This is a genomic window from Pseudalkalibacillus decolorationis (assembly GCF_024609785.1).
GTDB classification, from domain to species: domain Bacteria; phylum Bacillota; class Bacilli; order Bacillales; family Fictibacillaceae; genus Pseudalkalibacillus; species Pseudalkalibacillus decolorationis.
On the sequence record NZ_JANHJQ010000022.1, the window covers coordinates 1 to 15542 of the forward strand.

Here is a 15542-nt window from a genome sequence, read left to right on the forward strand (position 1 = left end):
GAAAAAGGGGATTTCTATTTACTTTTCACACCCTTATGCTTCGTATGAACGTGGCACGAATGAGCGCCACAATGGAATCATTCGCAGGTTTATAAAGAAAGGACAACCGATTCACTCCTACTCAGATGAGACACTACAAGAAGTAGAAACATGGATGAATGAATTACCGCGGAAAATTTTAGACTACCAGACACCGGATGAATTTTTCGAAAGTTGTGTAGCTTTGGTGGCCTAGGCCACCAAAGCTACACAACGGAGGTTCTCCCTATGGCCTTATAGGGTGTTGCATTTAATATTGCAATTCACGTAAATTTTCATTTTAAACTCTATGCGGTTTCGACAATTTACGCTATTATTATTAAGTATTTAACTTGGATTTATTTCATGTAGGAATAGTGGAGGTATGGATATGTTCAAAAAAAAGGATCAGTTCGCAATTCAGTTGAGTAATATTTCTTCAAATTTAAAAGAAAGTGCTACCTTTTTCGCTGATTATAAGCTAACTAATACCAGCGATCTAAAAATTTTTTCTGAGAAAATGAAGGATTATGAAACAAAGGGGGATACACTGGTCCACGATGTCATTAAGGATCTGAATAACGCTTTCATTACTCCAATTGAACGTGAGGATATTTTATCTCTAGCGATGAGTATGGACGATGTGCTAGATGGTTTAGAACATACAGCAGCACTATTTGAAATGTATTCGATCACTGATGCTGACGAATACATGCTTAAGTTTGTTGATGCTATACGCAATTGTACTAGTGAAATCGAAAAGGCAGTAGAGTTGCTATCAACAAAGAAATTACTTAAATTGAGAGACCATGCAATTTTGATTAAAGATTACGAGTCGAAATGTGACGATGTTCACCGTCAATCTATTAAGCATTTATTTCAGGTTGAAAAAGATCCGATCCGTATTATTCAATATAAAGAAATTTATGAAGAGCTTGAGGATATCGCTGACTCTTGTCAGAATGTAGCAAACACATTTGAAACAATTATTATGAAGAACGCTTAAGGAGCAATAAACTAAATGGATATAGTACTAATTTTAACAATTTTAATTGTAGTTGGTGCCCTGGCGTTCGACTTTATTAATGGGTTTCATGACACAGCTAATTCAATTGCGACTTCTGTTTCCACTAAGGCATTGAAACCAAGACATGCCATCATTCTAGCTGCCACTATGAACTTCGTGGGGGCTTTGGCCTTTACAGGAGTAGCCAAGACAATCACTAAAGACATTGTTGATCCCTTTAAACTTGAAAATGGCTCAGTCGTAATTCTTGCTGCCTTACTAGCAGCCATCACCTGGAACTTGCTAACTTGGTATTTCGGGATTCCAAGTAGTTCCTCGCACGCGCTCATCGGTTCAATTGCCGGTGCTGCCATTGCTGGTGCAGGTTTTGAATCATTAGATTACAATGGGTTCTTAAACATACTCAAGGCACTTATTATTTCACCAATTTTAGCTTTTGTCGTTGGATTTCTAGTTTACGGTGTTTTTAAAGTAGTATTTAAAAACAATAATCTTTCAAAAACGAACAAGAATTTCCGAACGATACAGATTGCAACAGCTGCTTTACAGTCTTTCTCACATGGTACAAATGATGCTCAAAAAGCGATGGGGATCATTACTATGGCATTGATTGTTAATAATTATCAAACATCTGCTGACATTCAATTATGGGTTCAAGTTTCCTGTGCTATTGCGATGGGGTTAGGTACTTCAGTCGGAGGATGGAAAATAATAAAAACAGTCGGTGGAAAGATCATGAAAATCCGACCAGTAAATGGAGTAGCTGCTGACCTTACAGGAGCCGCAATTATATTCGGAGCCACTTATATTCACTTACCGGTCAGTACAACACATGTTATTTCTTCATCAATTCTTGGGGTAGGAGCATCACACCGGTTAAAAGGTGTTAAGTGGGGTACTGCACAAAGAATGTTGATTACTTGGGTCATTACATTACCTATCTCTGCTACTTTAGCTGCAATATTTTACTTTATACTAAATACTTTCTTTTAACGAAAAGAGTCGGTTATCAAATCCGACTCTTTTTCATATGTTACAAGAAATGGTCCGATCTACAGAATAGAACAGAAAATTACAGGAGGTTATTGATATATGACCTTCATTGAGGTTTTCGGATGGACTATGACTGGGATATTAGGAATAATGTTTATTTGTTCATTAGTAGCAGTTTCAAAAAAACCGAAAGCAATTACAAAAAGGAATGAGGAAGAGGGCGAAGATTAATTTTCACTTTGTTATCGTAGGTAGATAGCTCCTTTCTCATTTCATAACCAACAAAAAACACCGACTATCGGTGTTTTTCTGTTAAGATAGGGCATATGAAATTTGGTTGCATAGATAGTTTCAAATCAAATACTAAACTGGCATAAGGCTCGTATTCGAATAATTCACTTGAAATTTTCTGATTGTTGTGTATAATTCGAAACAATCCATTTTCTCAGAAATAATCCATTCACTAGTCAACTAAGGGAGAGATACATATGAACACGCCGGTCAACAATCTATTCAATGAACTTAAGAAATTTTTAAAAGATGATCAAGTAACCATGAATGAAACGCAACTCAAGCAGCACAGCAAAGATGAATCGTACCATAAGGCAAGTTCACCTGATATCGTTGTTTTTCCAGATAGTGCTGAGGAAGTAAGTGCCATTGTCAAACTAGCAGATGCGCATAATACTCCGATCATTCCGTTTGGATTAGGGACTAGCTTGGAAGGGCATGTGATTCCTTATGACCGTGGCATTACAATTGATTTCTCTCTTATGAATAAGGTGCTTGAGGTGAGGGAGAAGGATTTCCTTGTCAAAGTTCAACCTGGTGTTACGCGTTCACAATTGAATAAAGAACTCAAAAAATATGGACTCTTTTTCTCTGTCGATCCAGGAGCAGATGCGACACTCGGTGGAATGGCTGCAACAAATGCAAGTGGTACTACTTCGGTGAAATACGGGGTTATGCGAGATCAAGTTCGTGATTTAGAAGTGGTACTTGCGGATGGAGAGATCATTCATACAGGGAACTTAGCACAAAAATCGTCGTCGGGTTACAACTTAAATAGTCTTTATGTTGGTTCGGAGGGAACGTTAGGTTGCATCACTGAATTGACGTTGAGAGTATATGGGGTTCCTGAGCATGTTGTTGCTGCGAGAGCTTCTTTTCAAACTATTGATGATGCGGTAGAAGCGGTTGTATCGATTTTACAAGCAGGGGTACCGATTGCAAGGGTTGAGCTAGTAGATGAAGCTTCGATTGAACAAGTAAACCAATACAATGAAACCAATTATAAAGTAAAGCCTACGTTATTCTTAGAGTTCCATGGAAATGAAGCGGGTCTTAATCATGATGTCGAGTTCACAAAAGAAATCGTATCGGATCACGGCTGCAAAGAAATTCATTTTGAAGAGGATAATGCAGCACGAAATAAGTTATGGGATGCAAGACATAATCTTGCGTATGCCTTCATTCATGGAAGTCCTGGTAAGAAACAAATGGTCACAGATGTTTGTGTACCTATTTCAGAACTGGCAGGTGCCATTGAACATGCGAGAAAAAAGGTAGATGAATTAGGTCTGGATGGAGGAATACTCGGACATGTCGGAGATGGAAACTACCACGTATTATTAATGATCGATACGAGTGATCCAGAAGAGATGGAGAGAGCTGACCAATTCAATGAGTATATTGTAGAATACGCTCTACAACGAGGTGGAACCTGTACAGGCGAACATGGAGTAGGGGTTGGGAAAATGAAATATCAACAACGAGAACACGGCCATGCGTTACAGGTAATGGAAAAAATCAAGTTAGCCCTTGATCCAAAAGAGATTTTGAATCCCCATAAACTAGTGCATAAGAAAAGGAGGATCCTATGAAAATATTAGAAGCAATCAGCAGTATAGCAGGGAAATATTTTGCAATTTGGGTAATTGGTGTTGCGGTAGTAGCTTATCTCATACCGGATCCTTTTGTATGATTGGGCAGCTATATCACGATTCTGTTGGGTGTCGTCATGTTTGGAATGGGTCTAACATTGAAACCAATTGATTTTAAATTGGTCGTCCGTAAACCGATTCCAGTCATTATTGGCGTAGCAGCTCAATTTCTAATCATGCCACTCGGAGCACTATTACTTGCATATGTATTTAATTTACCGAACGAATTGGCAGCTGGATTAGTGTTGCTTGGCTCAGTGCCTGGGGGGACCGCATCTAATGTGATGGTTTACTTAGCCAAAGGGAATCTCGCTCTCTCAGTTGCAATGACATCACTGTCTACAATGCTTTCGCCAATATTGACACCACTAATCTTATTAGGGTTAGCTGGTCAATGGTTACCAGTAAATCCGGTTGCAATGTTTCTTTCGATTGTTCAAGTCATCATTGTACCGATTACACTTGGTATCATTATTAAGAGGTTTTTTCCCTCGACTGTCGAGAAAAGTGCCACGGCTATTCCTTTGATTTCTGTTGTAGCGATTATTATCATTGTATCTGCGGTAGTGTCAGCTAATGTTGAGAGCATTGCTACCTCTGGTTTACTGGTCTTTTCAGCGGTAATGCTTCATAATCTATTTGGGCTATTTCTTGGATATATGGCAGCTTTATTGATGAGGTTAGATGAAAGTAAACGCCGTGCGATCTCGATTGAAGTCGGGATGCAAAACTCTGGACTTGGCGTCGCATTAGCAACAGCTCATTTTGGTCCGCTCGCTGCATTGCCTAATGTAATTGCGGCAGTCTGGCATAATATCTCTGGACCGATTCTAGCAACATTCTGGTCTAAAAAGCCAGTAGGACTTGAAGAAGATGATGCAACCACTCATGTCGAACCACGTTTTCAAAAAACCGGTAATTAATATTAATAATGATGTTTCTTGATAAAGTGAGGGAGGTTGTTATTTAGTGAGTCTATCATTAACCGAAAAAAGAAAATTGAGCCCTTATCAAGAACTTCGATCATTATATGAGCAAACTATTAATGTAAACCATATATCGGAGAAATTAGACATATGTCATCCTGATGACGATGCGAAAATAATTAAGAAACAAATGGAATTGAAAGATTTTGATGTAATGGGGATTGAAGAGAACGGTATTGTAATAGGTTATGTAAAGAAAGAGGACTTAAGAGAGGGAATGTGTAAGGAGTACTTTAAGAATTTAAGCCCCAGAGAGATTGTTTCGGAGTCAACCCCGCTAATTCAAATACTATTTTTGTTTAAAAAGACGGAAAGGATATTTGTCTTAGAAGGAAATAGAGTAACCAAATTAGTTACTCTTGCAGATCTACAAAAACCACCGATTAGAATGTTGTTATTTGGATTAATTACTCTTTTAGAGATGCACCTTCTAAGAGTTATTAATTACTATTTGTCGAAAGATGCTTGGAAAGAGAATTTAGGTTATCAAAGAATCGAAAAAGCAAAGGAATTATATAATGAAAGAAAAGCGAGAAATGAAGCCATTGAGCTAAGTGACTGTTTACAACTATGTGATAAAAGAGATATTATCCTAAATGACATTGAATTAAGACATTACTTTAATTTTACTTCAAAGACCAAGGGGAAAGATTATTTTAAGAAATTAGAAGGGTTAAGAAATAACCTCGCACATGCTCAAGTGCTTAATACACGACATTCTTGGGATGAAATTATTTCTTTAGTAAAAGAAACAGAAGAATTATTGGCAACGTGTGAACAAATTTATTAAATGAAAAATTGTAGACTCAATAAATTAAGCAATAGGCTATCGAGTAACCCTCGATAGCCTATTTTACTACTATTAAATTCTTTAATATACCGTGTTAATTGGTTGTTTTTTCAATTACTATTTCAATAAAAATCCATCTTTTAACGGATCGTCACGGTCCACCACAAATCGATGAAATCCTGTGATATACCCTTTTCCTTCAACTGAAACGTTAAAAACCGAATGATTATTTTCTGTTGTTAGCTCCCTTATTTTTGCAGTGATTGAGTGGTCCAAGAAGTTCGTTAACTGGACCGTTTCAGCATGTGTATTCTCATACAAGAATGCGGCAAAGGCCCAAGCTCCAGTATATGGAGAACGATCGATATGATTGTTTCGATCGATTGTTAGATACTTATAGTGCCCATTCTCGTCTTTATTGTAAAATAGTAAATGACTGATTTGTTCCTCTATGTTGTCACGTTGTGATACGTCTAGGAACAATTGATGGGCTTTTTCCTTTAATGCATTTAGATCGGCTATTGTTATATCCAAATCAATATCCTCTACATTACATAGTGCAGAAATACGTTGCCTGGTACCAATCACATCTATTTTCAAAGTCTCGATCTGCAAGTGTTTATGGAGAATACGTACTTGTTGTTCCAATTCGAATTGATTTACCTCTTCATTTGCTTCGTCAAAGCAAACCTTCAGTACGTACTGCCCGTCCAAGCAATCAAAATGTATTTGTTCCTTTTGAAAGTTGCCAGTTTCATAAAGTATAGTAGCAACGCCGATCAATCCATGTTCCAATAAAGGGACGTAACCGGTTGTATCTTTAAATAGAACGCCTGCATCACCCTTTAAACTAACCGGTGGTGTAACGATACAAGTTCGCATGTCCAGGTGGCCGCGAGGTTCTTCCATAATTCGTTTCAAAATCTGTTTCTGCTGTTGTTCATTAAACGCCTTTTGGTACTCTTCCATAGTTTCTTTTCTTCGGGCGACTCCACTATCATTCAAGAGTCTGATTGGTTCCCCTGCAACATGGGCATCAATTGTTGTGACTACATTTTTTGTTAGCAATCCTGTTCACCTTCCTTTAATGTTCTTCCATTTCTGGAATCAGAAGAAATCCGGTTAATAGTGGGTCATTTTTATTTAAAACAAATTGATGAAATCCGGTGACCGATGCTGAACCGCCTATATAGTTAATGGTAGCGATAAGTCCACCCACCTTAGTGATTTCAACGACTTTCCCTTTGAAAATCGAGCCAACAATGCTTTCATGAACAAACCACTCGTCCTTTTTTAGCTCTCCTTTGGAAAAAAGTGTTGCCATTTTAGCGGATGTTCCGGTACCACAGGGGGAACGATCAATACCCCCAGGAGGAACAACAACGGTATTTTTTATATCTGCTTCTGGATGTTCTGGTTTTGTATAAAACTCGATATGTGTCAGTCCTTTGATGAAGTGATTTTCTGGATGGATGATTTCGAATTGTTGGTTAATGGTTTTCCGGATTTTTATCGCTGTCTCAATGATTTGTATCGAATTGTTTCTCTTTAAGGGTAGCGCAAGTTCATCGGCACAGATGATGCCATAAAAGTTTCCGCCGTAGGCAATATCGCAGGGGACGGCACCGATTCCATCGACATCAACGATGATACTTTTGTAAAAAAAAGATGGAACATTTTTAAACGAGACGGATTTCACTTTCCCATCTTCAATCTCAATGTCTACTGTAACAAGACCTGCTGGTGTATCTAGGGTTAGTTCAGTGAATGGTTCATTGTACGCTATAATACCGCCTTCAATTAGAGCTGTGCAAAATCCGATCGTATCGTGACCGCACATTGGTAAATAACCGCCTGTCTCAATATAAATGACACCGACATCGGCATCAGGGTGGCACGGCTCTAGAAGGATGGCGCCGGACATCACATCATGACCGCGTGGTTCGTTCATTAAAGCTTGTCGAAACCAGTCACAGTGTTTTTTCATGTACAGCATGCGTTCACTCATTGTTTTTCCCTTTAAGTTCGGAGCTCCACTTAGGATTGTCCGGGTCGGATTACCACCGGTGTGTGTATCAATGGTAGTTACAAGTTGATCAAATTTCATACACGGACTCCTTTCTGATTGAAGCGTTCATAACGCAATGGCTCTGTTTCAATAGATGTTGGATCTTCATTAATCATTTCTGAAATGATTTTACCCGTAATTGCTGCAAGACTGATCCCATCTCCTTCATGTCCGGCGGCAATATAGTAACCTGGGTATTCGTCAACCTTGGAAACAATTGGGAGGTGATCTTCCGTCCATGGTCTCATTCCCGCATACATGCGAATCAGGCTCATGTCGCTTAATTTTGGGTAAAATCGCATGCATCGTCTTGCAATGGATTTAACGACATCCCAGTCTACACTTGTATCAAAGCCTGTGAACTCACGGCTTGAACCGAGTAAGAAATTCTGGCTTTGGGTTGGTTCGAAGACGAGTGCAACCCCATATTTTTCAGTTGCTTCATCAACGTGTCTTTTACCGCCGAACTTTGAAATTAAGTAGCCAAACTCCATGACTTTGCGAGGAGAAACAGGCACTTGTCTGGAGGCAACCAAAATGTGTCCTTTTCTTGGGTGAATCGGGATATCCAGATCTAGCATTCTGCCAATCCTTGGTGCCCAGACGCCGCCGCAGTTTACAACGTACTTAGCGGTGAACGTATGCTGATCTGTTTCAATCGTGTATTGCTCATTATCGTAGTGCATTCCTGTTACAGTTGTGTGATTCAAAAGTTCGGCCCCGTATCGTCTCGCCCCCTCATACAAAGCATAAGTGAGTAGGTATGGATTGACGGTTGAATCTGAGGCACACTCTAATCCGCCGTGTAAATCATCTGCAAGATACTTGGACTCTTCTCTTAAGTCCGAACGGTCAAGCATTCGAAAAGGCAGTCCGGCCTCTTTTTGCAAGTTAACCCATCGTTCTGCTGCTTGCATTTCATCTTCTGTTTCACAAACTAGGATACTTCCAGGCTTTCGATATTCGAATGCCATTGGCAATTCTCCCGTTAATGCTAAAACAAGTTCCTGGCTTTTAAGTGACATTTGGCTGTCAAACCCGGGGTCTTTATCAATAGCTAAAATATTTCCATCGCAATGGGAGCTTGTTCCGCTTGCAAGTTCGTTTTTTTCAATGATTGTCACATCATAACCGAGTTTTGCGGTATAATACGCAACCGCACAACCGATAATTCCACCGCCGATGACAGCAATTTCTGTATGTTTTAAGGCCATCGTTCTTCCTCCTTATGATTACTTAAAAAGTTAAGAAAAACATCTAGCTTTTTTGCATAGATGTAATGTCTAGCTCCAGCGCCCAGGTGCTCGAGGTCGCTTCGATTTCTGGGATCACGCTGGAAAACGCGTTCTCGTCCAGAGACCTCCAGCGCTTGCACTAAAGCATAAGTGCAACTAAGGTAATCACCTAAAAAGCTTGGCGTTTACCAAGTTTTCTTTATCGCACCTGAACAGGGCGCTTACGCTTTTCTTACACGTTAAGAAAGTATAAAAATACTTTCTATAGTATAAGTGCAGCTAAGGCTCAGCCTGCACCAAGGCTTGGCATCGCCAAGTTTTCTTTATTATGTTGCAAGAAACGTGCCAGTTATTGAATTAATCTCTCAAGGGAACCGATATTGAGTTTCTAACAAATTTGACACTAATGTGGTTGAAGTGTATAAGAATTTATAAGGGTAGGCGCAATGATTCCTTCGCGTTTATGTAAATTTCATGGGCTAATTATCCCTAGTATGGTTAGAGGAGGATATTTATTGAAACATAAACTGCCTAAGATTACTGAACTAATAAAGAAAGACTTTTTATACAGCGAAAATGAAAGCGATCTCAAAAAGTCACAATTGAATTCTGAGCACGAAAATTGGTTGTTTGTTAAACAAGACGATAAGAATGCGCGGTGCATCCAATCTGAGACTTATGTGACACTGGATAAATATAATGTTCCTGCAAAAGACATGCCGTGGGAACAAGCATGGATTATTAATGTTATAGATGATTGGCAGGACATTCGATCAAAAGCCGGTGGGGGAGGCCAAACTCTTGTAGTTAAGGAAGGGAGGCCGGTCGGTTATTTACAAGAAAAACACCTATTAGAACATGTTTTAGAGTCTTACATTTACCTTGAAGCCTATTATGATGCCATCCTTAATACAACTGAAGGGAGTATTTCGGCCATTGATGAAGATAAAAACACGGTTGTTTGGACAAGCGGGGCTGAAAAGATTTTCTCAGTTAAAAAGGAGGACATTATCGGTAAGCCAATGGCAGACTTTTTCCCTGAGAAGATGCTTGAATGTTTTAGTGCTTTAACTACTGGAGAGCCGGTTTATCGAAAACAGCACCAACCACGTGAAGACCTCTTTGTTTTGATTAATACAAGCCCAGTTAAGATAGGGGAAAGGATTGTAGGGGTTGCTGTCGCTGAATTGGATGTCACGAAACAACTTCAATTAAACAAAGAGTTAAGTAACGCCAATAAGACGATTAGCCATCTCCGAGATGAAGTCTCAAGGATGACGCCTTATCACGATCCTTTTTATACAATCAAAGGTTCAAGTAAACGTATTCGAAAAACGATTGATAAGATCAAACAGGTTGGTTCAACTCAAGCAAGGGTGCTCATTCTTGGCGAGTCTGGAGTGGGAAAGGAGCTTTTCGCCAAAGCGCTGCATGATATCAGGGAAAAGTCAGAGGCTCCCTTTATTGCGGTGAACTGTGGTGCCATTCCTCAATCCTTATTTGAAAGCGAGTTATTCGGCTATGAGAAAGGCGCTTTTTCCGGTGCGGATTCACAAGGAAAGAAAGGAAAAATTGATTTGGCCAGAGGCGGGACACTTTTTCTCGATGAAATCGGTGAACTTCCATTTGATATGCAAGTGAAACTATTGAGAGTGTTGCAAGAAAACAAGTATTATCGTGTTGGCGGTACAAAACTGCAACAAACTGATTGTCGAATTATTGCTGCAACGAATAAGGATTTAAAACAATTGGTACGAGGAGGCAAGTTCAGGGATGATCTTTATTACCGTTTGAACATAATCAGCATTTATATTCCCCCTTTACGAGAACGCATCGAGGACGTTGTTGAGCTAAGTCATATGTTCTTATATGAGTATGCTTCAAAATACAATCGTCCAGTTAATGAAATTCCGAAAAGTATGATGAGTGCACTGCTGAACTACAGCTGGCCAGGAAATATCCGTGAGCTTCGGAGTACGATTGAGCGCCTTGTTGTTTTTTCAATGGATGGAAATTTAGATTTATCGGACCTTCCTTTTGAACCACAGGTGGATGATCAACCATCCATCAATTATTCTGTCCCACCTGCTGGAAGATCGAATCATTCTAACATGACATTGAAAGAGTCATTACAGGTACATGAAAAAGAAATCATCCTGCAGACGATAGAAGAGGCAAGGGGAAATAAGGCGGAAGCGGCTAAAAGCCTTGGCGTTTCTAGAGCTACATTGTATAACAGAATGAACAAGTTAGGGATTCAAGAAGGTTAGTTTGCAAAGACTTTGTTAATCATAAAGACCGTCCATACTGGGTTAGATCCCGGTCGGTGGACGGTCTTTTTTAAGAGTAAAGAAAGTATAAAAGTTTGCGGCATGGATGTAATGTCCAGCTTCAGCGCCCAGGTGCTCGAGGTCGCTTTGATTCTTCCACAAACACAAAAAGCGTGTTATGTTGCTTCTTAAAACGATGTAGATTGTTTTTCGATACTGCTTTTCTTTTCATCTGTTTTCCAGAAGAACCAACCCATATAACCATAAATAATGGTGATGATAATGCCTACAAAGTTCAGCCACATAAATGGCAAGTAGGATAGAGTGGATACCCCTAGAACAGTTGACATATAGACTCCAGCATCAGACCAAGGAACCATTGGAGCAGTGACCGTTCCACCGCCTTCTGTGTTTCGTGATAATACGCGCCGGTCAATGTTTCTATCATCGTACATATCTTCAGTTATTTTGGTACCTGTGATCAGGGACACGTAAGCAGCACTGCCAAATAAGTTGCCGAAAAATGATGCCAGGACAGTAGATACTGTAAGCCTGCCGTTACTATTTTTTGCCCATTTATTAAATAGATTACTAAAGGCTCTTAGTACACCTACACGATCAAGCAGTCCCCCTAAACCAAGGGCTAATATAATAAGAGCAATCACACCAAGCATCGCTTCGATACCACCGGCGTTCAGTAAAGTGTCCAAAAATTCAATGCCGGAGTCAATTTTAAAGCCTGTGTAAGCTGTTCGGATCGCTTCAACCACAACCATATCCTGGAATAAAGCAGCCCATACAATACCCAAAAAAGCACCAAAAGCAATGGTGGGAATCGCCGGTTTTTTCATCGTTAATAAGGCAATAACAATCACAGCAGGGATCAAGGTATACCAATGAATGTTAAAAGTATCATCCAAGGCAGTAGCCACATTTTCAGCTTGGGATAAATCTGCTTGACCATTAACATAGAAAAAACCTGCGATTGTAAAAAGGAATGCTGTAATGATATATGTTGGTATACTGACAACCAGCATACCTTTGACGTGTTCAATGACATCTACTTTTGAAAGAGAAGCGGTCATAACCGTAGTGTCCGATAATGGCGATAGTTTGTCCCCAAAATAGGCTCCAGAAATGACGGCACCGGCTACTAATGGTAATGGAATTCCAAAGCTTGCACCTATACCCATCATGGCAATGCCGGCTGTACCAACTGTTCCAAACGATGTTCCAGTCGCTAAAGAGGTTATTGAACAAATGATCATAGCCGCCAAAAGGAAAATAGAGGGGTGCAAAATTTGCAAACCGTAATAAATAAGCGAAGGGACAACACCACCCGCAATCCAGGTACCAATCAGAGCACCAACGGTAAATAAAACTAGGGTCGCTTCCAGACCATTATATATTCCCGTTAATATAGAATCTTGAAGTTCCTTATAGGTATGTTTTAATTTTAATCCCAAACCGATAATCAAAAACCATGATGCAAGCAAAGCCAATTGAATCGGTAGATGGAAAACGGCTACGGATAACGACATAATAGCCAGAAAAATGATCAAAACAAGATAAACCTCAACCATTTTTGGTTTTTGCACCTGTGTCATTAATAAAATTCCCCCTTTATTATTTTGTTAATCCTATACCAATAGACAACGCTTTCAAAACAATACACCTATAGTGTGTGTTCAAAAAGTAGACGAATCAGAAACAAGAAGTTCAAGGCACGACAGTTTTGAGGACTGGAGCGACGAGCGGTACTTGCATAAAAGCTACGAGTTGTACCGAGGAAGCTTACTTCAAAGGTGAACTAGTAGACGCAGGTACATATGGAACTTCGACTAAGTACTTCACGTCCTGTGAATACGTCGAAGTCAGCATAAGGATAGCTACGCTGAATAATCATCGCAGACACGAAAATAATTCTATTTTTGTGTTGACGTCCCTGTGCAAGTCCGGAAAAAGCCGAGAACGCAGAAATTCGCCGTTTATCATATGGATACTTTTTGAACATCCTTTTACACACCTCCTGTTGGTTTTATATACTTGCAAGACACATGCCAAAAATATTTTCACTAAATTCAAAAGATTATAATTTTAAATGTGAAGAATTCTTATTTTTTAGACACATAATCTTTTACATGTTAAAAGAATTTTACAACTAAATAGAGGTTCCTATTTGAGAGGTTTTAATAGAGAGACTTTGTTTCTACGATTCTAAAATTGGCATATTTCTTGCACTAGTTTCTTATGAGGATAATGTTCTTATAAGGAGGGAGATGATGAGGGAAGACATGATCATTTGTCGTTGTGAAGAAGTCACGTATAAAGATATTTATCAAACTGTCGAACATCATCAATGTTCATCACGTGAAACCAAACTTCGTACTCGAGCAGGTATGGGCTACTGTGGAGGAAGAACATGCCGCACCTTTGTAGATCAAATCGTTGCAGAGGTATACGGTGAACCTTCTGGTGATGCTATTCCTTTAAAATACCGACCGCCAGTGAGGCCGATTCCATTTAAAACAATGGGAGGAAAATAAATTGGACGCTTTCCGTGTAACAAAACACCCAGTTCTTAAGCTTAAACAGAATCGTAAGGAAATAGCGTTTGTCTTTGAGGATCAACCTTATAAAGCTTATGAAGAAGATACGATAGCTAGCGCCTTGTTGGCAAACGGTATTCGAATGTTACGGCGGCATGAAGAAAGCGGATCGCCAAGAGGTGTTTACTGCAATATCGGCCACTGTTTTGAATGTCGTGTAACGGCCAGGGGAGAGGAAGGGGTCCGTGCTTGTTTGACACCAGTAGAGGACGGTATGGTCGTGTCCTCAGGTAAGCAGTTGCCGACCCCTTTTAAAGAAGGTGATCAATGATGAAAGATTGTTTGATCATCGGGGCAGGTCCTGCAGGGCTTTCAGCTGCTATTTCCGCTGCACAAAACGGTGTCGATGTGACAGTTATCGATGAATTTATGAAGCCTGGTGGCCGTTTGCTCGGTCAACTCCATGAAGAACCGGACCATGTATGGTGGAATGGAATTGAAGAAGCACAAAAGCTTTTTGATGAAGTATTGAATCAATCTATAGATTTAAAACTAGGAACAAGCGTGTACCATATTGAAAAAGCGAATGATAATTGGTTGGTTCATACAAATGAAGGAATTTATCGAGGAAAAACATTGTTGGTTGCTGCTGGTGCTGCCGAGCGCAGCATTCCGATTCCGGGTTGGACATTGCCTGGGGTGATGTCAATCGGGGCTGCCCAAGTGATGACTAATGTTCATCAGGTGAAACCCGGACATAACGGTATTGTGATTGGTATTAACGTGTTGTCATTGGCCATCGCTCGTGAGTTGCAACTGGCAGGTGTTCATTTACAGGGAATTGTTTTACCCCCTGAGCACCTTTTAACCAAAGGGGTTAGTCATCCTATGGATGTTTTTCAGTCATTGCTGCATTTGACCCACTTAGCCCCATCACCGCTTTTGAAGTGGGGTGGCCTTTTAGCTGGAAAATCAGCATTTATTCAAAGATTATCCCTTCAAATGTATCCGAAAAATGGATTTAAATTATGGAACATTTCAGTACAGATGAAACGTGTCGTGACTGAGATCGTAGGGCACGAGCAGGTACAAGGAGTTAAAACCGCAGATTTAACAGCATCAGGGGACATTGTTCCAGGAAGTGAGCGAACCATTCCAGTAGATTTTGTCTGTATAGCGGGGGGGCTATATCCACTTGTTGAGCTTGTAGGTGTTGCCGGTTGTCCTTTTAAATACATTCCGTCTCTCGGGGGACATGTTCCAATTCATGATGAAAGAATGAAAACACCAGTAGATGGTCTGTTTGTTGCAGGGAACATCACGGGTATCGAAAGTGCGAAGGTTGCTAAAGCACAGGGTCATCTCGCGGGATTATCAATTTCTGAAGCACTTGGAAAATTAACAGAGAATGCAGAAATAAAACGAGCAATTGAACATATAGAGAAAACGCGAGAAAAGGCACTTATTCAATTTCATCCCGATATTAAAAAGGGACGAAAGCACATGGAAACAATCGCAGCAGACTTTCAAAAAAAGGAGGTTAGTGGACAATAAACTGCAAATAAAACTGTCTAATAATTTTAACACATGTAAAACTTATTATATTTATAACGCTCGAACTCAGCCCCCCGCATGAAGTAGTTCAAAGGCGCTGTCCTAACAT

At 39.9% G+C, this 15542-nt stretch carries 14 protein-coding genes and 1 pseudogene; 11 read left to right on the forward strand and 4 right to left on the reverse strand.

Features of this window, described 5'->3' with window-relative positions:
• The 7 genes and pseudogenes from NON16_RS18355 to NON16_RS18385 all read left to right on the forward strand — a co-directional run.
• Positions 1-235: transposase (locus NON16_RS18355; protein ID WP_372508842.1), on the forward strand; the 235-nt coding region annotated here is incomplete at its 5' end.
• A 174-nt stretch (positions 236-409) separates the two neighbouring features.
• A complete protein-coding gene (locus NON16_RS18360) occupies positions 410-1024 on the forward strand; it encodes a DUF47 domain-containing protein (protein ID WP_257350884.1) in 615 nt (204 codons plus the stop codon).
• Between the two features lie 15 nt (positions 1025-1039).
• Positions 1040-2038: an inorganic phosphate transporter gene (locus NON16_RS18365; protein WP_257350885.1), complete on the forward strand. Its 999-nt coding sequence runs from the start codon at positions 1040-1042 to the stop codon at positions 2036-2038.
• Between the two features lie 99 nt (positions 2039-2137).
• A complete protein-coding gene (locus NON16_RS18370) occupies positions 2138-2269 on the forward strand; it encodes a hypothetical protein (protein ID WP_257350886.1) in 132 nt (43 codons plus the stop codon).
• A 257-nt stretch (positions 2270-2526) separates the two neighbouring features.
• On the forward strand, positions 2527-3921 hold the full coding sequence (locus tag NON16_RS18375) for an FAD-binding oxidoreductase (protein ID WP_257350887.1): 1395 nt from the start codon (positions 2527-2529) through the stop codon (positions 3919-3921).
• Positions 3918-4904: pseudogene (locus NON16_RS18380) on the forward strand (bile acid:sodium symporter family protein). The gene NON16_RS18375 and the pseudogene NON16_RS18380 overlap by 4 nt, the downstream one beginning before the upstream one ends.
• Before the next feature lie 46 nt (positions 4905-4950).
• Complete coding sequence (locus NON16_RS18385; RefSeq protein ID WP_257350888.1) at positions 4951-5757, forward strand: CBS domain-containing protein; 807 nt, start codon at positions 4951-4953, stop codon at positions 5755-5757.
• A gap of 117 nt (positions 5758-5874) precedes the next feature.
• Here the strand turns inward: NON16_RS18385 and NON16_RS18390 are convergent, their stop codons facing one another.
• The 3 genes from NON16_RS18390 to NON16_RS18400 are packed head-to-tail and all read right to left on the reverse strand — an operon-like array spanning position 5875 to position 9039.
• Positions 5875-6825 (reverse strand): proline racemase family protein, encoded by a 951-nt coding sequence (locus NON16_RS18390; RefSeq protein WP_257350889.1) that lies wholly within the window; start codon positions 6823-6825, stop codon positions 5875-5877.
• Positions 6826-6841: 16 nt separating this feature from the next.
• Entirely contained in the window at positions 6842-7864 is a 1023-nt protein-coding gene (locus tag NON16_RS18395) for a proline racemase family protein (protein ID WP_257350890.1), read from the reverse strand.
• Positions 7861-9039, reverse strand: a complete 1179-nt coding sequence (locus NON16_RS18400) for an NAD(P)/FAD-dependent oxidoreductase (RefSeq protein WP_257350891.1) — start codon at positions 9037-9039, stop codon at positions 7861-7863. The genes NON16_RS18395 and NON16_RS18400 overlap by 4 nt, the downstream gene beginning before the upstream one ends.
• Before the next feature lie 536 nt (positions 9040-9575).
• Between NON16_RS18400 and NON16_RS18405 the strand changes: the two genes are divergently transcribed.
• On the forward strand, positions 9576-11330 hold the full coding sequence (locus NON16_RS18405) for a sigma-54 interaction domain-containing protein (protein ID WP_257350892.1): 1755 nt from the start codon (positions 9576-9578) through the stop codon (positions 11328-11330).
• Between the two features lie 188 nt (positions 11331-11518).
• On the opposite strand, the gene nhaC is transcribed toward NON16_RS18405, so the two are convergent.
• Positions 11519-12937, reverse strand: coding sequence for a Na+/H+ antiporter NhaC (gene nhaC / locus NON16_RS18410; RefSeq protein WP_257350893.1), 1419 nt, complete (start codon positions 12935-12937; stop codon positions 11519-11521).
• A 675-nt stretch (positions 12938-13612) separates the two neighbouring features.
• Between nhaC and NON16_RS18415 the strand changes: the two genes are divergently transcribed.
• Genes NON16_RS18415 through NON16_RS18425 form a run of 3 tightly spaced genes read left to right on the forward strand, consistent with a single transcriptional unit; the run spans position 13613 to position 15433 of the window.
• Complete coding sequence (locus NON16_RS18415; protein WP_308216631.1) at positions 13613-13876, forward strand: (2Fe-2S)-binding protein; 264 nt, start codon at positions 13613-13615, stop codon at positions 13874-13876.
• 1 nt (position 13877) lies between these two features.
• Complete coding sequence (locus NON16_RS18420) at positions 13878-14210, forward strand: (2Fe-2S)-binding protein (protein ID WP_372508843.1); 333 nt, start codon at positions 13878-13880, stop codon at positions 14208-14210.
• A complete protein-coding gene (locus NON16_RS18425) occupies positions 14210-15433 on the forward strand; it encodes an NAD(P)/FAD-dependent oxidoreductase (protein ID WP_257350942.1) in 1224 nt (407 codons plus the stop codon). Before NON16_RS18420 ends, NON16_RS18425 begins: the two co-directional genes overlap by 1 nt.
• The last annotated feature ends 109 nt before the right edge of the window (positions 15434-15542 follow it).

Excerpts from the sequence above, each read along its gene's own strand:
- NON16_RS18360 (WP_257350884.1), top strand. The coding sequence starts at position 410 with ATGTTCAAAAAAAAGGATCAGTTCGCAATTCAGTTGAGTAATATTTCT.
- NON16_RS18365 (WP_257350885.1), top strand. The coding sequence starts at position 1,040 with ATGGATATAGTACTAATTTTAACAATTTTAATTGTAGTTGGTGCCCTG.
- NON16_RS18415 (WP_308216631.1), top strand. The coding sequence starts at position 13,613 with ATGAGGGAAGACATGATCATTTGTCGTTGTGAAGAAGTCACGTATAAA.
- NON16_RS18425 (WP_257350942.1), top strand. The coding sequence starts at position 14,210 with ATGAAAGATTGTTTGATCATCGGGGCAGGTCCTGCAGGGCTTTCAGCT.
- NON16_RS18400 (WP_257350891.1), bottom strand. The coding sequence starts at position 9,039 with ATGGCCTTAAAACATACAGAAATTGCTGTCATCGGCGGTGGAATTATC.
- NON16_RS18370 (WP_257350886.1), top strand. The coding sequence starts at position 2,138 with ATGACCTTCATTGAGGTTTTCGGATGGACTATGACTGGGATATTAGGA.
- nhaC (WP_257350893.1), bottom strand. The coding sequence starts at position 12,937 with ATGACACAGGTGCAAAAACCAAAAATGGTTGAGGTTTATCTTGTTTTG.
- NON16_RS18395 (WP_257350890.1), bottom strand. The coding sequence starts at position 7,864 with ATGAAATTTGATCAACTTGTAACTACCATTGATACACACACCGGTGGT.
- NON16_RS18375 (WP_257350887.1), top strand. The coding sequence starts at position 2,527 with ATGAACACGCCGGTCAACAATCTATTCAATGAACTTAAGAAATTTTTA.